13 protein-coding genes and 1 tRNA gene are annotated in these 17,292 nt (G+C 67.1%); 9 read left to right on the top strand and 5 right to left on the bottom strand.

The window, feature by feature from the left end:
- Window positions 1-82 precede the first annotated feature (82 nt).
- A complete protein-coding gene (locus tag G9473_RS03385; RefSeq protein ID WP_291136009.1) occupies window positions 83-2,389 on the top strand; it encodes an ATP-dependent helicase in 2,307 nt (768 codons plus the stop codon).
- A gap of 3 nt (window positions 2,390-2,392) precedes the next feature.
- Here the strand turns inward: G9473_RS03385 and G9473_RS03380 are convergent, their stop codons facing one another.
- Together G9473_RS03380 and G9473_RS03375 are read right to left on the bottom strand one after the other, a co-directional pair.
- The gene (locus G9473_RS03380; RefSeq protein WP_291136007.1) at window positions 2,393-3,628 is read right to left on the bottom strand and encodes a hypothetical protein; all 1,236 of its coding nucleotides are present in this window, start codon (window positions 3,626-3,628) and stop codon (window positions 2,393-2,395) included.
- A gap of 68 nt (window positions 3,629-3,696) precedes the next feature.
- Window positions 3,697-4,623 (bottom strand): alpha/beta hydrolase, encoded by a 927-nt coding sequence (locus G9473_RS03375; protein ID WP_291136005.1) that lies wholly within the window; start codon window positions 4,621-4,623, stop codon window positions 3,697-3,699.
- Window positions 4,624-4,686: 63 nt separating this feature from the next.
- Here G9473_RS03375 and G9473_RS03370 point away from each other — a divergent pair, with 63 nt between their 5' ends.
- Window positions 4,687-5,361 (top strand): TetR/AcrR family transcriptional regulator, encoded by a 675-nt coding sequence (locus tag G9473_RS03370; RefSeq protein ID WP_291136003.1) that lies wholly within the window; start codon window positions 4,687-4,689, stop codon window positions 5,359-5,361.
- Between the two features lie 130 nt (window positions 5,362-5,491).
- Here the strand turns inward: G9473_RS03370 and G9473_RS03365 are convergent, their stop codons facing one another.
- Both G9473_RS03365 and G9473_RS03360 read right to left on the bottom strand, forming a co-directional pair.
- Window positions 5,492-6,916 carry a DEAD/DEAH box helicase gene (locus tag G9473_RS03365; RefSeq protein WP_291138192.1) on the bottom strand — a complete coding sequence of 475 codons (1,425 nt, stop codon included), beginning with the start codon at window positions 6,914-6,916 and terminating at the stop codon, window positions 5,492-5,494.
- Between the two features lie 144 nt (window positions 6,917-7,060).
- Window positions 7,061-7,672, bottom strand: a complete 612-nt coding sequence (locus tag G9473_RS03360) for a hypothetical protein (RefSeq protein WP_291136001.1) — start codon at window positions 7,670-7,672, stop codon at window positions 7,061-7,063.
- Window positions 7,673-7,835: 163 nt separating this feature from the next.
- Here G9473_RS03360 and G9473_RS03355 point away from each other — a divergent pair, with 163 nt between their 5' ends.
- Together G9473_RS03355 and G9473_RS03350 are read left to right on the top strand one after the other, a co-directional pair.
- Window positions 7,836-9,296 carry an FAD-binding oxidoreductase gene (locus G9473_RS03355; protein WP_291135999.1) on the top strand — a complete coding sequence of 487 codons (1,461 nt, stop codon included), beginning with the start codon at window positions 7,836-7,838 and terminating at the stop codon, window positions 9,294-9,296.
- A 140-nt stretch (window positions 9,297-9,436) separates the two neighbouring features.
- Window positions 9,437-10,231 (top strand): SapC family protein, encoded by a 795-nt coding sequence (locus G9473_RS03350; RefSeq protein WP_291135998.1) that lies wholly within the window; start codon window positions 9,437-9,439, stop codon window positions 10,229-10,231.
- A 211-nt stretch (window positions 10,232-10,442) separates the two neighbouring features.
- Here G9473_RS03350 and G9473_RS03345 read toward each other — a convergent pair whose 3' ends face one another.
- The gene (locus G9473_RS03345; RefSeq protein ID WP_291135996.1) at window positions 10,443-11,447 is read right to left on the bottom strand and encodes an N-formylglutamate amidohydrolase; all 1,005 of its coding nucleotides are present in this window, start codon (window positions 11,445-11,447) and stop codon (window positions 10,443-10,445) included.
- Window positions 11,448-11,612: 165 nt separating this feature from the next.
- On the opposite strand from G9473_RS03345, the gene cpdR reads away from it, so the two are divergent.
- The 5 genes from cpdR (at window position 11,613) to G9473_RS03320 (ending at window position 17,246) form a co-directional block, all read left to right on the top strand.
- Window positions 11,613-12,017: a cell cycle two-component system response regulator CpdR gene (gene cpdR, locus G9473_RS03340; RefSeq protein WP_291135994.1), complete on the top strand. Its 405-nt coding sequence runs from the start codon at window positions 11,613-11,615 to the stop codon at window positions 12,015-12,017.
- A 98-nt stretch (window positions 12,018-12,115) separates the two neighbouring features.
- Window positions 12,116-12,190 (top strand) — tRNA-Val (locus G9473_RS03335).
- 210 nt (window positions 12,191-12,400) lie between these two features.
- Window positions 12,401-13,621: an NADP-dependent isocitrate dehydrogenase gene (locus tag G9473_RS03330; RefSeq protein WP_291135992.1), complete on the top strand. Its 1,221-nt coding sequence runs from the start codon at window positions 12,401-12,403 to the stop codon at window positions 13,619-13,621.
- 105 nt (window positions 13,622-13,726) lie between these two features.
- Window positions 13,727-15,367 (top strand): bifunctional GNAT family N-acetyltransferase/carbon-nitrogen hydrolase family protein, encoded by a 1,641-nt coding sequence (locus tag G9473_RS03325; protein ID WP_291135990.1) that lies wholly within the window; start codon window positions 13,727-13,729, stop codon window positions 15,365-15,367.
- Between the two features lie 79 nt (window positions 15,368-15,446).
- Window positions 15,447-17,246, top strand: a complete 1,800-nt coding sequence (locus tag G9473_RS03320; protein WP_291135987.1) for a cation:proton antiporter — start codon at window positions 15,447-15,449, stop codon at window positions 17,244-17,246.
- Window positions 17,247-17,292: the final 46 nt, after the last annotated feature.

Below are 17,292 nucleotides of genomic sequence, written 5' to 3'. Positions count from 1 at the left end.
GGCATGGGCAAGCAGCGGTCGAAAACCGAAGCCATCGGGTTGCGGCCCCGCCGCGCGTTCCCTACCTGTTCACCGGGACAGCATGACCGATCACAGCCCCCTTCCCGCCCAGCAGGACTCCGGCGTCCCGCCCTATGCCGCGCGTCTCAATCCGCCGCAGCGCGAGGCGGTGCTGACGACCGAAGGCCCGGTGCTGATGCTGGCGGGCGCGGGCACGGGCAAGACTGCCGCGCTGACCGCCCGGCTCGCCCACCTCGTCGCGACGCGCCGCGCCTACCCCTCGCAAATCCTGTGCGTCACCTTCACCAACAAGGCCGCGCGCGAAATGCGCGAGCGGGTCGGCGCTCTGCTGGGACAGGGCGCGGAGGGAATGCCGTGGCTCGGCACCTTCCATTCGATCTGCGCCAAGATGCTGCGCCGCCATGCCGAGCTTGTCGGGCTGGAGCAGAATTACACGATCATCGACACCGACGACCAGATCCGCCTGCTGAAACAGCTCATCGCCGACAACGATCTTGATGAAAAGCGCTGGCCCGCGCGGCAGCTGGCCGGGCTCATCGACCGCTGGAAGAACCGCGGGCTCAACCCCGACGATCTCGATGCCGCCGAGAGCGAAGCCTATGCCAACGGGCGCGGGCAGGCGCTCTACCGCGCCTATCAGGAGCGGCTGAAGGCATTGAACGCCTGCGATTTCGGCGACCTGATGCTGCACGTCCTCAACATCTTCCGCGCGCACCACGACGTGCTGGCGGAATACCAGCAGCGCTTTCGCTACATCCTCGTCGACGAATATCAGGACACCAACGCGGTCCAGTATCTCTGGCTCCGCCTGCTCGCTCAGGAGCGCAAGAACATCTGCGTCGTGGGCGACGACGACCAGTCGATCTATTCCTGGCGCGGGGCCGAGGTCGCGAACATCCTTCGCTTCGAAAAGGATTTCCCCGGCGCGCACGTGGTCAAGCTGGAACAGAACTACCGCTCGACCCCGCATATCCTCGGCGCCGCCTCGGGTCTCATCCGCGCGAACAGCCAGCGCCACGACAAGACGCTGTGGACCGAGGCGAACGGCGGCGAGAAGGTGCGCGTCATCGGCGTATGGGACGCTCCGGAAGAAGCGCGCCGCGTGGGCGAGGAGATCGAACGGCTCGAGGGCGAAGGCGCGCCACTGGATCAGGTCGCGATCCTCGTGCGCGCCCAGTACCAGACCCGCGAATTCGAGGACCGCTTCATCCAGATCGGGGTCAATTACCGGATCATCGGGGGATTCCGCTTCTACGAACGCGCCGAGATCCGCGACGCGCTCGCCTACCTGCGCGTGATCGCCCAGCCGCAGGACGACCTCGCCTTCGAACGCATCTACAACCAGCCCAAGCGCGGATTGGGCGCGAAGACGCTGGAGAAGATGCACCAGCACGCCCGGCGCGTCGGCCTGCCGCTCGCCGCCGCCTCGCTGCAACTGGCCGATAGCGACGAATTGCCCAAGCGCGCGGCGAACACGATTCAAGCGCTGCTGCGCTCCTTCCTGTCGTGGCGCGAGGCGGCGGAGGAAATGACCCCGGCGGACCTGCTGCGCCTCGTGCTCGAGGAATCGGGATACAACGCCATGCTCGCCGCCGACCGGTCCGCCGAAAGCGCGGGGCGCGCGGAAAACCTCACCGAACTCGCCCGCGCGATGGAGGAATACGAGACGCTGGGCGACTTCCTCGAACACGTCTCCCTCGTCATGGACACGGACGGGCGCGAGGACGAGGAGACGGTCACGATCATGACGATCCACGCCGCCAAGGGCCTCGAATTCGACCACGTGTTCTGCGTCGGCTGGGAGGAAGGCGTGTTTCCTTCACAGCGCGCGCTCGACGAGGGCGGGCTCGCCAGCCTCGAGGAAGAGCGCCGCCTCGCCTATGTCGCGATCACCCGCGCGCGGCGGCGCTGCATGATCCTCCACGCCGCCAACCGGCGCATCTACGGCCAGTGGACGAGTTCCATCCCCAGCCGCTTCATCGAGGAACTGCCTGAGGAACACATCGAGCAGGAAACGACGCTGACCGGCGGCGCATCGCTGTGGCGCGCGAACTGGTCGGAGAACGAGGATCCCTTCGCCCATGTCGCCCGCGACCGGCCCGAGCGCGCGCAGGCCCGCGGCCCCGGCTGGCAGCGCGCCATCGCGTCGGGCTACGAGACGAAGCAGCAGCGCATCCGCGAAACCGGTCGATCCGCCGCCAGCTTCGCCGGCGAGGGTCGCAGCGACATCGCGATCGGCGCGATGGTCCACCACGACAAGTTCGGGACCGGCTGCGTGATCGACCAGGAAGGCAACAAGCTGACGATCAATTTCGAGGACGCGGGCGAAAAGCGCGTGATCGACAGCTTCGTGAAAGTCGTCGGCTAGAGCCTATTCGGCGACCAGCGGTGTCGCGGGCGCGGCATCTCCGCTCGTCACCAGCCAGTCGAAGCCCAGCACGATGAAGCGCACCATCTCATCAGCCTGCGCGATCCGCTTCGCCCCCAGCGCGCGGCGGACCTGTTCGAGATCGATCAGGTAATGCCCCTGCCCGGCCCTTACGGGCGCGAGGTCCACGCCGGCTTCCTCCAGAACGCCAGCCAATTCGTCGCCGCCTGTCGCCGGTTTCACCATGAAGGGCCCGTCCGGCGTCGGCAGGATCGCGCGCTGCTCCCCGCCGAGGGGGAGATAGACGACGTGCAGCGCCTCCATCCCGTTCGCCGCCGCGATGCCTTCCACCAGCGAGCCGAGATCGAAGGTCAGCACCGGCGATGTCGCCCGCCCGGCATGGGTCGCGCCCATCTTCAGGATCGCTTTGGGCGGCGCGCCGTCCGCTTCCTGGGCCTGCCGGTAGCGCGCGAGAAACAGCTCGCGGATCAGCGCCACCCGGTCGAGATTATTGTCGAGCAGGCGTCCGGTGAAGTTCGCCATGTAGATCGCCTGGCTGCGCTGGAGCGCGTCGATCCGGCCGAGCGCCTCATCGTCGCCTGCGAAGATCTCCCGCAATTCGGCCCACAGCTCCGGCCCGGCATTGGCCATGAAGACCGAGCGCTGATCGCCCTTGGCGAAAGCCTCGCGCTCGGCTTCGACCAGCATATCGAGGCTCGGCGCATCCTCGGCGCGCGCGGCGAACCATTCGAGATGAATGAGCGGCGAGGCGAGGAATTCCTGGTCCACCGCCCACAGCGCGCCGCCGGCGGCCACGAAATCGGCGGCGACCTCGGCCTCCTCCCGGTAAGAGAGAAAGGGAATGGCGAGCGGGCGGCCTTTCAGTGCGGCGGCGAGCGCGTCCGCACCGCCCGCGCGCAGGTGTTCCTCCATCCATTCGAGACTGTAGGGGCCGACCTCGATCACGTAATTGGCGAAGCCGTGGCGTCGTCCCTCGGCGGCGAAGGCGGCGACCAGCAACGGCGCGGCGGCGAAGCCGTGATCCTCTCCGATCGAGACGAACTGCGCATCGGGCAGAGCTTCGCGCAAGGGCACTGCGCCGGGTCCGGAAAGCCCCTCGGCGGAGAATTCGAGCGGGAGCGGGGTGATCGCGGGCGCGCCCTCTTCGGCGGCATGGAGCGGCTGCGCGGCGGCGAGGCCGAGAGCGATTATGGCGATGAACGAAGCGATACGTGGCATGATCCACCCTCCAATCCGCAGGGACTGTATTAGTCCGGCAACACGGCTATCGCGGAGCTTCCCCTACGTCAAGCGAGCGCAATTTTGTGCAGGAAGCTTCTCACCGCCGCACCGAGTTCGGCGAAGGCGGGCTGTTCGAGCGGCAGGTGCGCGCCGTTGGTGAGTTCGACCAACCGCTTGTCCGGCGCGCGAAGCGGCTCGAAGGCGGGCAGGCTGAGCGCGGTCGGGGTCCACGCGTCCGCCCCCGGATGGACAAGCAGCAGCGGGCAGGACAGGCGCCGCGCGGGAGCGGCCTCGTGTATGCTGCGAAAGAAGCGCGCGGGTATCCGGCGCCGCCCGATCAGCGGGTCACGCGCGAACCAGCGGGCGAGTTCGGGATCGCTCGTCATCGCGGCGAGCGGCGTGGCTAGCGCGAGGGGCAGGCGCAGGCGATCGACGAGGCCCGGCGCGAGGCGAAACGCGACCCGGCTCGCGCGGCCGAGCCAGCGCCAGCGCGCGATGCGATCGAATATCGCCGGGTCCGACGGGTCCACCAGCGTCGTCGCGATCACGCCCGCAACCCGCTGCTCCGCCTCGGCGGCGAGTGCGGCGACCATGCCGCCCAACGACAAGCCCATAAGGACCACCGGCCCCGGCTCCGCGCGCGCGAAGTCGGCGACGACGCGCGGCCATTCGGCGATGTCCCAGTCGAAGCCCGGCGCGGGCGCGGTCAGGCCGTAGCCGGGCAGGTCGGGTGCGACCACCCGCCAGCCCGCCGCGAGCGCGGGCAGCGCCGCCGGGGCGAGAACCCGACCGTTACCGCCGCCCCCGTGGACGAGAACGAGCGTGCCCTGCGTCTCGCCAACCGATTCCCACAGGTCGTAGCGCACCCGGTGTCCGCGCATTTCGCGGAAGCGCTCGTCGGGTTCGCACGGAAAGGCCAGGCCGAAGGCGCGCGCAAGGATCGCCCGGTATTCGGCCCACGATCGGGAATCGGCAAAGGTTCTCTCTTGCATGACGGCGCGATTATCGAGCAATTGCTCGGGTTCGCATACTCGGGTTGGGACAGGAGCGCGCCAATGGGCGGCAACAGGCAGAAATCCGCGCGGCGGCGGCCTTCGCAGGCGCGCTCGAAGGCGACGGTCGAGGCGATCCTCGAAGCGGCGACTCGGATTCTGGCGGAGGAGGGATTGGCGCGGCTCAACACCAACCGGCTGGCCGAAGTGGCGGGGGTGTCGGTGGGGTCGGTCTATGAATATTTCGCCGACAAACGCGCCGTCATCGACCTCCTGATCGACCGCCACCTCTCCGAGGGCGAGGCCGCGCTGGCCGAGGCGGCAGCGGGCCTGCCGGCGCAGGCCGAACCGCCAGAGATCGCGCGCGCGCTGGTCGATGCCGCGATCCACCTGCACCGCTCCGACCCGCGCCTCCACCGCGTCCTGTCGAGCGAAGTGCCGCTGGACCCCGCACAGCGCGCGCGGGTGGAGGCGCTGCGCGCCGCGAGCGTCGCGGCGGTCGCAGAAAGGCTGGCAGGCAAGGTCATCGAGCCCTCACTCAAGGCCGCGCTGCTGGTCGACACCGCCGATGCGCTCGCCCATCGCTGGATCGTCGACGATCTCGGCGCGCCGCTGGACGCGGACCGGATGGCGGGGGAGATGAGCGCGATGCTCCGCGCCTACCTGGCGGCCGAGGACGTGCAGGAAAGTCCGCGCGACAGGGCGGCCCCCGGTGCGGTAGGGCCACGGCATATATGAAGCAATATATTGTTTTATAAAGGAAATAATCCTGAAGGACGCGCGGATCGATCCTACAAGGAATTCCCCCTCCAACGCGCCCCGGATGGCTTTGATCAACTTGCGAAAAGCGCGGTCGGAAGGCCCGCGATCAGCTGAAACCGATGTCGAGGAAGCTCGGGCGCGGCCCGTTCCATTCGCCTGCCGGGACCGGCTCGTCCTCCTCGTCGCGGCGGCGCGAGCGGGACTTGCGTTCCGGCTTATCGTCGGAGCGTTCCTTGCGCGGGGCGCGTTCGCGCTTGGGCTTTTCGGGCGCATCGTCGCCCTCCCCGTCGCGGCGGCGGCGCGAGGAGCGCCTGGGCTTGTCCTCGTCCTGTGCCCCGGCCTTGCTCTCGCCCTTGCCCTTGCCCGAGCTGCCCTTGTCGTCGTCCGAGCCCGGCTCGGCCAGCGGCACGCGCACGTCTTCCTTGCCGAAGACCTTGATCGGGCTGCCGGTCAGCTTCTCGACATTCTCGATCGCCTCTGCGTCCTCTTCGGATACGAAGGTAAAGGCCCGCCCCTTGGCCCCGGCGCGGCCCGTTCGGCCGATGCGGTGGACGTAATCGTCCGGGTGCCACGGCGTGTCGAAGTTGAAGACGTGGGAGACGCCCTTGATGTCGAGGCCCCTTGCCGCGACGTCGGAGGCGACGAGGATGTTGACCTCGCCTTTCTTGAAACGCTCGAGTTCCTTCAAACGGCTCGACTGGTCCATGTCGCCGTGGATCTCGCTCGAGGCGAAGCCGCGCTTCTGCAGGTGCTTGTTGAGTTCGCGGACAGTCGTCTTGCGGTTCGAGAAGATGATCGCGGTCTCGACCTCGTCGTTCGCGAGCAGCCATTCGAGCGTCTCGCGCTTCTGGCGCGATTTCACCGGGATCTTGAAAGCGGTGATGTTCTCGTTGGTGGAGGCCGCGCGGCTGACCTCGATTCGCTTGGGATTGGAAAGGAATTTCGACGCCAGCTTCTCGATCGGCGGGGGCATGGTCGCCGAGAACAGCATGGTCTGGCGGCTTTCGGGAAGCTTGGAACAGATGAACTCGATATCGGGAATGAAGCCCATGTCGAGCATCCGGTCGGCCTCGTCGATGACGAGCAGCTCGCAGCCATTGAGGAGGATCTTGCCGCGCTCGAACAGGTCCATGAGGCGGCCCGGAGTCGCGATCAGCACGTCGACGCCTTCATCGAGCGTCTTCAACTGGTCGCCCATCTGCACGCCGCCGATCAGCAGCGCCATCTTGAGATCGTGGTTCGCCCCGTATTTCTCGAAATTCTCCGCCACCTGCGCAGCGAGTTCGCGGGTCGGCTCGAGGATCAGCGAACGCGGCATCAGCGCCCGCCGGCGCCCGGCGGCCATGACGTCGATCATCGGGAGCACGAAGCTCGCGGTCTTGCCGGTGCCGGTCTGGGCGATGCCGATCAGGTCGCGCATCATCAGGACGGCGGGAATGGCCTGGGCCTGGATCGGGGTCGGCTCGGAATAGCCGGCGTCCTCGACGGCCTTGAGCAATTCGGGGGAAAGGCCGAGATCGGCGAAAGTCATGCGTGTGGTAATGTCCGGGTAAAGGCAGGACAGCCCTGCCGCTTGCTGCATCCGGCCAGCGATGACGCCGCCGAAATCGCGCGCGCCTTCGCTCAAACGGCCATGAAAGTCAAGGAAACCCGCGCCCCGCGCCAGCGGCGAGCCCTATTCCTCGACCGCGACGAGCTGGCGCATCCGTTCGACTTCGCATTTGAGCCCCGTACGGCTCTTGATGCGGTCGCGGTCGACGCACAGCTTCCCGTCCTCGTTCTTCTCGACATAGAAACCCGAGTAGAAATCGCGCGCGCGGCAGGTCTTCTCGAGGTTGACGGTGACCATCCGCTTATCCTTGAGGAACAGGACGAGGCGGTTGCCCGATCCGGTCTGGACCCCGGCGATCCGTTCCACCGGAAGGCACTTGGCCATCTTGCGCTCCTCGTAGCGCGTGGCGACTTCCTCGCGCGGGAGCGTGGCGAGCAATTGCTGGCGTGTGGTCGGGCGGGCCGGCGAGATGCGGACGACGACGCGCTGTTCGATGCGGACCTGGTGGGCGACCTGCCCTTCGCGAAAGGCCGAGAGCGGCGCTGTCGCGGGCAGCGGCGCAGGGGGCAGCGCGCGGGGCGAGGCCTGTTCGGGCTCTTCGCGGTCGATCCCTTCGTCGACGCGGACGATGCCCTCCTGCCCCTCCGCTCGGTCTGCGAGCGGCACGTCCATGCCCTGCCCCATCATCGGGACCAGCAGCGCAAGCGGCGCGGCATAGGCGAGCAGGCTCGGCATGGTGGCGGGAGAATCCTCCAGTTCGCGGCGGGCAGGCTCGCATCTCGCGCGGGCGCCCGGACTTTCAAAGCGAGGGTGCGACACTAGGCCGCGCGATTGAACACCGGCTTAACTGCCTCGCGCCGCATGGCAAGCCACTGGTCACTTGGGGGCAGCCTGTGGCATGGGAGCAACAATGACCCTGACCGCCGAAAGACCCGCCGCCGACACCTTTCTCGCCGAAGCCGCCGAGCTGCTCGGGGCCAAGGGCCTGACCCGCGACGCCGAGCTGATGGAGCCGTGGCTGACCGACTGGCGCGGGCGCTACACGGGCCGCGCGCTCGCCCTCGCCTCGCCCGGTTCGACCGAGGAAGTCGCCGCGCTGGTGAAGCTGTGCGCGAAGCACGGCGTGCCGATCGTGCCGCAGGGCGGGAACAGCGGCATGGTCGGCGGGGCGACCCCGGACGATAGCGGTCGCGGCATCCTGCTCTCGCTGCGGCGGATGGACCGGGTCCGCAGGCTCGACGCACAAGCCGGGCAGGTGGTGTGCGAGGCGGGCATGATCCTCCAATCGCTCCACGATCTCGCGGCGGAAAATGGCCTGCGCTTTCCCCTGACGCTGGGCGGCAAGGGGTCGGCGACCATCGGCGGGCTGATCTCGACCAATGCCGGGGGCACGCAGGTCCTGCGCCACGGGACGATGCGCGCGCAGGTGCTGGGGATCGAGGCGGTGCTCGCGGATGGCGAAGTTTATGACGGGCTGACCGCGCTCAAGAAGGACAATCGCGGGTTCGACCTCAAGCAATTGCTGATCGGCTCGGAAGGCACGCTCGGCATCGTGACGGCCGCGACGCTGGGCCTGCTGCCTGCGCCGAGCGCGACAGTCACGGTCTGGGCCGGCCTTCCCGGAATCGTCGAGGCGCGCACCCTGCTGCGCGCGATGGAGCGGGCGATGGGCGACACGCTCGAAGGCTTCGAAGTGGTCCCCGCGCATTGCCTCGAGAGCGTGCTCGCCCACCTGCCCGATGCGCGTCCTCCGCTTTCCGGGCGGCACGCTTGGAACGCGCTGATCGAATTCGTGGCGACGGGAACGGACGAGGCGAGCTTGCGCGAACGGGCCGAGGCGGCGCTGGCTTCGGCAATGGAGGACGGCTTGTTCGAAGACGCGGTGATCGCCGCGAACGAGACCCAGGCCGAAGCGTTCTGGACCCTGCGCGATTCCATCTCCGCGGCCGAACGCGCGCTCGGCCCGGCGATGCAGCACGATATTTCGGTCCCGGTCGAGAAAATGCCCGAATTCATCCTCTCCGCCGGCCCGGCGGTCGAACGCGAATTTCCCGGCACGCGCGCGGTCGCATTCGGCCATCTCGGCGACGGCAATGTCCATTTCCACGTCCTCGCCCCCGAAGGCGCGGTGGCGGGCGAATGGGAGGAAGGCGAAGGCAAGCGGGTAAGCGTGCGGGTCTACGACCTCGTCACCGAATGGGGCGGCTCGATCAGCGCGGAACACGGCATCGGCCAGGTCAAGATCGGCGAACTCGCGCGGCTCGGCGATCCCGTGTCGCTTGCGATGATGCGGGCCGTCAAACAGGCGCTCGATCCGCACGGCCTGCTCAATCCCGGAAAGCTCGTCCCCGGCGCCTGAGCGCGCGAATCGGCAGCCGACTTGCGCCTCTTTGCACAAGCGCCTAAAGCGCGCCGCAACCGGCGGACGGGGCGCGGGCATCACGGCCCGATCCGTTCGCTGCGAACTGACAACGCACAGCAGTCTTCGGAGACATATTCATGGCCAGCGCGCCGCAGCAGCCGCAACTTCCGCTGTTCTACAAGGACCTCCTGCCGCTCAACAGCCGGGACCATGCCGACTGGAAGGTGAGCCAGTTCGGCTCGGCCGCTCATGTCGCCAACACCCACGCGATCCCGCTGACCGTCGACGAATTCGTCGATGCGCAGCGCAACTACCCGATCGTCTTCACTGCCGGCGACAATCCGCTGCCGATCGCGCTGATGGGCCTCAACGAAGGGGTAAACACCTTCGTCGGCGACGACGAGAAGATCATCGCGGGCGTCTATGTCCCGGCTTATATCCGGCGCTATCCCTTCATCCTCGCCAAGATGCAGCCCGACAGCGACGAGATGTCGCTGTGCTTCGACCCGACCGCGGGCGTCATCGCCAAGCAGGACGAGGGCCAGGCGCTGTTCGACGGCGAAGGCAAGCCGACCGAATACACCAACCAGGTGCTCGATTTCTGCTCCAAATTCGAGGAATCGGGCCAGCGCACGCGCGCCTTCCTCGAAGAGCTCAAGAAGCTCGACATCCTGATGGACGGCGAAGTCGCGATCACCCGCGCCGAGAACCCGGACAAGCCCTTCGTCTATCGCGGTTTCCGCATGGTCGACGAAAAGAAGCTGCGCGAACTTCCCGCGGAAACGCTCGAGGCGCTCAACAAGAACGGCCTGCTCATGCTGATCCACGCGCACCTGTTCTCGATGAACCTGATGCGCTCGATCTTCGAGCGCCAGGTTGTCCAGGGCAAGCTCCCGCAGCAGCAGCAGGCGCAGCCGGCCGTTATTAATTAAGGCTCGATGCGGCGGCGCCTAGCCGCCGATCCGGAGGTTTTTCGAGGCGGGCGGGGCTTGAAGTCCCGCCCGCCTTTTACCATGTCTGGGACAGGCGGTGTTCCCCCTCATCACCCGCCTGGAGCCGCGCCTGAGAGCGCGCTCCCCCCTGAACCTGGCCCACCTCGTGCATCCCCCCCTCTTGCACGGGGTGGCGCTTTTTACTTCAGCCTTATTCCGCTGCCTGCGCGAAATCGCCGCCCTCGGCGAGCCGGGCCGTTTCCGCGCCGAGTTCGCGCACCAATCCCGCAATCATGCGTGCGACCGGTAGAAGACCCGGCGCGGGCTCGGCGAGATCGACGTCGAGATAGGCCGAACGGCACAGCTCCACCTGCAGCGCATGGAGCCCGCGCGCGGGGGCTGCGTGGCGATCGAGCACATAGCCCCCCGCATAGGGCCGGTTATGCGCGCTCGCACAACCCTCGGCGTCGAGATAGCGGAACGCGCGCGCAACCAGCCTGGCATCGCACGACGCGCCGAAACGGTCGCCGATAACGTAGTGCGGCGCGCGGCTCTCGCCCGCCTGCAGGCGCAGGGGTGGCATGGAGTGGAGATCGACCAGCAGCGCCGCCCCCCATTGCGCGCGAACCCGGCGCAATTCGCGCTCCAGCAGGGCGTGATAGGGCCGGTGGATGCGCTCGATCCGGCCTTCGATCTCCCCGCGCGCGAGCGGGCGGTTCCAGATCTCGCCGAAACCGGGCAGGCGGCGCGGGACGAGCCCGAGCCCGCTTCTCGCCCGTCGATTGGAGCGTCCCTGCCCTTCTTCGGGCGTTCCCGGCGGGCGGCCTCCTTCGACCATGCCCCAGTCGACATCGTCCTCCGCCCGGTTGAGGTCGAGCAGCGCGCGCGGCGCATGGGCGACGAGCAGCGCCGCGCCGGTAAGGCGGGCGACTTCCTCGGCGACGAGATCGACCAGCCGGTCCTCGAGCCGCAATTGCGACAGGCGCACGTCGTGCATCGCCGCCAGCGTCTCGCCCGGATAGACCCGGCCCGCATGGGGCACGGCGATCACCACCGGAAGCGGCATCGCGCGCGGCGCGCGAAAGGTGAAGGCCGGACCGCAGGCCGGATCGCCCACCGCCCCGCCCTCGACGACCGCGCCATCGCGCGCGCCGCCGGGCCTGGCCCGGTCGCCGGCCTCGAAGTCGTGCTGAGGGAGATCGCCCTGCATAGTCATCCGTAACGACCTGCTGAACGCATTGTGCCTGCGTGTCAAAGCGTTGATTTGCCCAAGCCGTCTGGGTTACCGAGCACGGGCGTGCCACGCGGGGGGCGTTCCATCGCGGGTCAGGGGTAAAGGCGCGAGAAGATTTCTTAAGCGCCTCATGCTAGGCGTGCGCGCATGACAGCCAGCCAATCCCCCCGCAGCGATTCCCCCCGCATCCTGCTCGCCGAGGACGAGGAGGCGATGCGCACCTATCTTGCGCGCGCGCTCACCAATGCCGGCTACGAAGTGCGCGCGGTCGATCGCGGTACCGAGGCAATCCCGCTGCTCGAGACCGAGGATTTCGACCTGCTCCTGTCCGACATCGTCATGCCGGAAATGGACGGGATCGAACTCGCCCAGCGCTGCGCCGAGATTTCTCCGAAGACGCGGGTCATGTTCATCACCGGCTTCGCCGCGGTGAGCCTGCGCGCAAGCCGCGAACAGCCCGATGCCAAGGTGCTGTCCAAGCCCTTCCACCTGCGCGACCTCGTGCTCGAAGTGGAGCGCGTGTTCGAGGAACAGGCCGAGGCGAGCCTGTAGCCTCCCCGAATCGCTTGCACATATCCGCGGCCCGCGCTAATGGGCCGCTCCGCCCTCGGATCGACAGGTTCGACCAGGGCAGTCCGGCAGATGGGTTCGGGCGTATAGCTCAGTGGTAGAGCACTGTGTTGACATCGCAGGGGTCGGAAGTTCAACTCTTCCTACGCCCACCATCGCCGCCCCGGCAAACCCGGGACAAAGGCCCGCCTCATGGCGGGTTTTTTGTTGTCCGTGCTGCGCGCCCGCGCGGTCCCGTCCCCCGGCTTGCACAGGCGGATTGCTCTGCTAAAGCCCCTGTCAGGGATTACACCAGACATCGAAAAGCGGCGCGCTTACCCCCGTTCGCTGTGCCGCAGGACACCTCAAGGAAGGCGGGACACTTCATGCAGAAAATTCAGGTCAAGAACCCGGTCGTCGAACTCGACGGCGACGAGATGACGCGGATCATCTGGCAATGGATCCGCGAGCGGCTGATCCTGCCCTATCTCGATATCGACCTGAAATACTACGACCTCTCGATCGAGAAGCGCGACGAGACCGACGACCAGATCACGGTCGATGCGGCCAACGCGATCAAGGAACATGGCGTCGGCGTGAAATGCGCGACGATCACCCCGGACGAAGCGCGCGTCGAGGAATTCAGCCTCAAAAAGATGTGGCGCTCGCCCAACGGGACGATCCGCAACATCCTGGGCGGCGTGGTCTTCCGCGAGCCGATCGTGATCGACAACGTGCCGCGGCTCGTGCCGGGCTGGACCGACCCGATCGTGGTCGGCCGCCACGCCTTCGGCGACCAGTACCGCGCGACCGACACGCTCATACCCGGCCCCGGCAAGCTGCGCCTCGTCTTCGAGGGCGAGGACGGGGAAAAGATCGACCTCGAAGTGTTCGAATTCGAAAGCTCGGGCGTCGCGATGGCGATGTACAATCTCGACGATTCGATCCGCGCCTTCGCCCGCGCCTCGATGAACTACGGCCTCGACCGCAAGTGGCCGGTCTATCTCTCGACCAAGAACACGATCATGAAAGCCTATGACGGGCGCTTCAAGGACCTGTTCGAGGAGGTCTACGAGAACGAGTTCAAGGACAAGTTCGACGCCGCCGGCATCCATTACGAACACCGCCTGATCGACGACATGGTCGCCAGCGCGCTCAAGTGGTCGGGCAAGTTCGTGTGGGCGTGCAAGAACTACGACGGCGACGTGCAGTCCGACACCGTGGCGCAAGGCTTCGGCTCGCTCGGGCTCATGACCTCGGTCCTGATGACCCCGGACGGCAAGACCGTCGAGGCCGAGGCCGCGCACGGCACCGTCACCCGTCACTATCGCCAGCACCAGCAGGGCAAGGCGACCTCGACCAACCCGATCGCCTCGATCTTCGCCTGGACCCGCGGCCTCATGTATCGCGGCAAGTTCGACGACACGCCCGACGTGGTGCGCTTCGCCGAAACGCTCGAGAAGGTCTGCATCCGCACGGTCGAAAGCGGTTCGATGACAAAGGATCTCGCGCTGCTGATCGGCCCGGGCCAGAATTGGCTGACCACCGAGCAGTTCTTCGAGGCGATCGTCGAGAACCTCGAGAAGGAAATGGCCAGCTGGGCCTGATCCGCCCTTTTCGGCACTGGAACACCCGCGCTCGCGCGGCGTAGGTCAAGGGCGGCCCTGCCACGCGGCGGGGCCGCCTTTTGCAATTCAAGAGGAGGGGCAGCAATGGCATCCACCAGCAGCAAGGCGCGGCTCGAAGTCCGGCAGGCCAAGCTCGAGGACGTGCGCGCCATCGGCGACCTCGTCCGCCGCGCCTATGCCGAACTGCCCGCCTACACCCACGGCGAGATCCGCGGGCAGATCAACAATTATCCCGAAGGCTGCTTCGTCGCCAAGCTCGACGGCAAGCTGGTCGGCTATTGCGCGACCATGCGCCTCGACGAAGACGTGGCGCTGTCGGACCACAGCTGGGACGAGGTCACGGGCAACGGCTTCGGCGCGCGGCACGACCCGACCGGCGACTGGCTTTATGGCTACGAGATGTGCGTCGATCCCAAGGTGCGGGGCACGCGGCTCGGGCGCAGGCTCTACGAGGAGCGCCGCGCGCTGGCGGAACGACTCGATCTGAAAGGCATCGTCTTCGGCGGGCGGATGCCGGGCCTTGCGCGGGCGATGCGGCGCAAAACCAATCGCGCGGAAGGGCCGGAGGATTACCTGCAGAAGGTGATCGACACCAAGATCCACGACCCCGTCCTGCGCTTCCAGCTCGCCAACGGGTTCGAGCCGCACGGCATCCTCGAAAACTACCTGCCCGAGGACAAGGCGTCGAAGGCATTTGCCGTGCGAATGGTCTGGCGCAATCCCTATGTCGACATCGACGCGCCGCCCAAGCACCGCCTGCCGCGCGATGTCGAAAGCGTGCGGATCGCCACCTGCCAGTTGCAGGCCCGCGCAGTCGCGGATTTCGAGGAGTTCATGCGCTCGGTCGAGTATTTCGTCGATGTCGCAGCGGACTACGAAAGCGACTTCATTGTCTTCCCCGAGATGTTCACGCTCATGCTGCTTTCAGCCGAGGGCCGCGAGCAGAGCCCGCTGGAAGCGATCGAGACGCTGAGCGAGTTCACCCCGAAAATCCGCCAGCGACTGTCGGAAATGGCCTTGAGCTACAACATCAACATCATCGGCGGTTCGCATCCCACCCGGATGCCCGACGGCGACATCCACAATGTCGCACTCGTCTGCCTGCGCGATGGGTCAGTCCATTCGCAGGAGAAGATCCACCCGACCCCTAACGAAGCCTATTGGTGGAACATCAAGGGCGGCGACAGCATCGACGCGATCCCGACCGACTGCGGCCCGATCGGCGTGCTCATCTGCTACGACAGCGAATTTCCCGAGCTTGCCCGCAGACTGGTCGACGAAGGCGCGCGGATCATCTTCGTGCCGTTCTGCACCGATTCGCGGCAGGGCTATATGCGCGTGCGCTATTGCGCGCAGGCCCGCGCGATCGAAAACCAGTGCTACGTTGTGCTCTCGGGCAATGTCGGCAACCTGCCGAACGTCGCCAACATGGACATCCAGTACGCCCAGTCCTGCATCCTCACCCCCTGCGACTTTCCCTTCGCGCGCGACGGGATCGCGGCGGAGGCTTCGGAAAATGTCGAGACGCTGACGATCAGCGACGTGAACCTCGCCGACCTCAGCTGGGCGCGGGCCGAGGGCACGGTGCAGAACCTCGCCGACCGCCGCTTCGACCTCTACCGGATCGAGTGGGACAAGCGGGTGGGCAACATCACCGATCCCTTCGGAGAAGACCACGACAGCTCGATCACCCGCCCGCTCGGCCCGCCCCATGGTGGGGGATGAGGAGCCGGGTGCTGATGAGCTGGACGCGGATGACTTGGGCGCTGATGACTTGGCGGGGGCGCTAGGCTAAGTCTCGTCCATGGCAGGCGAATTGTCCCTTTCCCCGGTGATGTCGGATGCGCTCGTGATCCTGGGCTCGGCCGGCATCGTCATCCCGGTCTTCGCCCGTTTCCGCATCACGCCGATCATCGGCTTCATCCTGATCGGCATCCTCGTCGGCCCCTACGGCCTCGGGATGCTGACCGACCGCGTGCCCTGGCTATCGCACGTTACCATATCCGATCCCGAACGATTGGCCCCGTTCGCCGATTTCGGCATCATCCTGCTGCTGTTCGCGATCGGGCTGGAACTGAGCTTCAACCGGCTGTGGCAGTTGCGCCGGCTGGTGTTCGGGCTCGGGAGCCTTGAACTGCTTATCATCGGTAGCATTTCCGCGGTCTTCTTCGGCTGGGCGAGTGGGATGGAGACGACTGCGGCGCTCGCATTGGGCTTCGCGCTCGCCTTCTCGTCGACCGCCATCGTGCTGCCGATTTCGGGCACGAGTTCTCCGGTCGGGCGCGCGGCGCTTTCGATGCTGTTGTTCGAAGACATCATGATCGTGCCGATCATCTTCATCCTCGGCGCGCTCGCTCCGAATGCCGAAGGGGGCTGGAGCGCGATCACCGACACGCTGTGGCAGGGCGCTCTCGTCATCGCCGTGCTGCTGGTGCTCGGCCGGGTCGCCCTTCCCCGCCTGTTCAGCCAGGCCGCGCGGACCAAGAGCCCCGAGCTCTTCCTCGCCGCCTCGCTGCTGGTCGTGATCGGTGCGAGCCTCGCCACCGCCGCCACGGGCCTGTCGCCCATCGTCGGCGCGCTGATCGCGGGCCTGCTGATCGCCGAGACCGAGTACCACGGCGAGGTCGAAAGCATCATGGAGCCGTTCAAGGGGCTCGCGCTCGGCGTGTTCCTCATCACGATCGGCATGAGCATCGACCTGCGCGCGATCTGGAGCGACCTCGGCACGATCATGGCGGCGGTGGTCGGCGTGCTGGTGTTCAAGGCGATCGTCACGGGCATCCTGCTGCGCGCGATGGGCGCGCGGCGCAGCACCGCGACCGAGACGGGCGTGCTCATGGCCTCGCCGTCCGAGACGACGCTGATCGTCCTCGCCGCGGCGACCAGCGCGCTGGTGATCGATGCCGAAACCGCGCAGTTCTGGCAGATCGTCACCGCCATCGGCCTCACCGTCACGCCGCTCCTTGCGAAGCTCGGGCGCGTGATCGCCCGCCGGGTGGACGGCGTGCCCGAAGTGCTCGAAGGGGCGGACGAGGACGAGCCGCGCACGATCATCATCGGCGGCGGTCGCGTCGGGCGGCTGATCGCGGACATGATGACGCGGCACGAACAGCCCTATGTCATGCTCGATTCGGACCCTGACCTCATCAGCCGCGCCCGGCGCGAAGGCTACCGCGCGGTGTTCGGCGACGCGGCGCGCGGCGATGCGATCGACCGGCTCGGCGTCGAGCGCGCCCCGGCGGTGGTGCTGACGATGGACGAGCCCGTCCTCGCCCAGCGCCTCGTCGCAAAACTGCGCGGCGAATATCCCGACCTTCTGATCGTCGCCCGCGCGCGCGACAGTGAACACGCCGCCGCGCTCTACCGCGCGGGCGCAAGCCACGCCGTGCCGGAAAACCTCGAAAGCTCGCTCCAGCTGTCCGAAGCCGTGCTTGTCGACATCGGCGTCGCGATGGGCCCGGTGATCGCCTCGATCCACGAAAAGCGCGACGAATTCCGCGAGACGATCGAGCGCGAGGGCGGCCTGGCCGCAAAGCCCGCCCTGCGCACCACACCGAGCGCGAAAGCGAACCCGGAAGGCCCGCCGCAAGGCGTCACCACCTGACCGAAACTCTCGCGCAACTCACGGATTTCTCGGAGCTTTCCCCCTC

Origin of the sequence: Erythrobacter sp., from assembly GCF_011765465.1 — a bacterium.
In the GTDB taxonomy this organism is placed as follows: Bacteria; Pseudomonadota; Alphaproteobacteria; order Sphingomonadales; family Sphingomonadaceae; genus Erythrobacter.
Note: the sequence above shows the minus strand (reverse complement) of the source record. Positions and strands in the feature narration are given on the sequence as shown.

Coding starts and splice junctions, on each gene's coding strand:
- G9473_RS03345 (WP_291135996.1), bottom strand. CDS start 11,447: ATGACTATGCAGGGCGATCTCCCTCAGCACGACTTCGAGGCCGGCGAC.
- G9473_RS03380 (WP_291136007.1), bottom strand. CDS start 3,628: ATGCCACGTATCGCTTCGTTCATCGCCATAATCGCTCTCGGCCTCGCC.
- G9473_RS03325 (WP_291135990.1), top strand. CDS start 13,727: ATGGCATCCACCAGCAGCAAGGCGCGGCTCGAAGTCCGGCAGGCCAAG.
- G9473_RS03350 (WP_291135998.1), top strand. CDS start 9,437: ATGGCCAGCGCGCCGCAGCAGCCGCAACTTCCGCTGTTCTACAAGGAC.
- G9473_RS03360 (WP_291136001.1), bottom strand. CDS start 7,672: ATGCCGAGCCTGCTCGCCTATGCCGCGCCGCTTGCGCTGCTGGTCCCG.
- G9473_RS03385 (WP_291136009.1), top strand. CDS start 83: ATGACCGATCACAGCCCCCTTCCCGCCCAGCAGGACTCCGGCGTCCCG.
- G9473_RS03365 (WP_291138192.1), bottom strand. CDS start 6,916: ATGACTTTCGCCGATCTCGGCCTTTCCCCCGAATTGCTCAAGGCCGTC.
- G9473_RS03320 (WP_291135987.1), top strand. CDS start 15,447: ATGGCAGGCGAATTGTCCCTTTCCCCGGTGATGTCGGATGCGCTCGTG.
- G9473_RS03370 (WP_291136003.1), top strand. CDS start 4,687: ATGGGCGGCAACAGGCAGAAATCCGCGCGGCGGCGGCCTTCGCAGGCG.
- G9473_RS03375 (WP_291136005.1), bottom strand. CDS start 4,623: ATGCAAGAGAGAACCTTTGCCGATTCCCGATCGTGGGCCGAATACCGG.
- cpdR (WP_291135994.1), top strand. CDS start 11,613: ATGACAGCCAGCCAATCCCCCCGCAGCGATTCCCCCCGCATCCTGCTC.
- G9473_RS03330 (WP_291135992.1), top strand. CDS start 12,401: ATGCAGAAAATTCAGGTCAAGAACCCGGTCGTCGAACTCGACGGCGAC.
- G9473_RS03355 (WP_291135999.1), top strand. CDS start 7,836: ATGGGAGCAACAATGACCCTGACCGCCGAAAGACCCGCCGCCGACACC.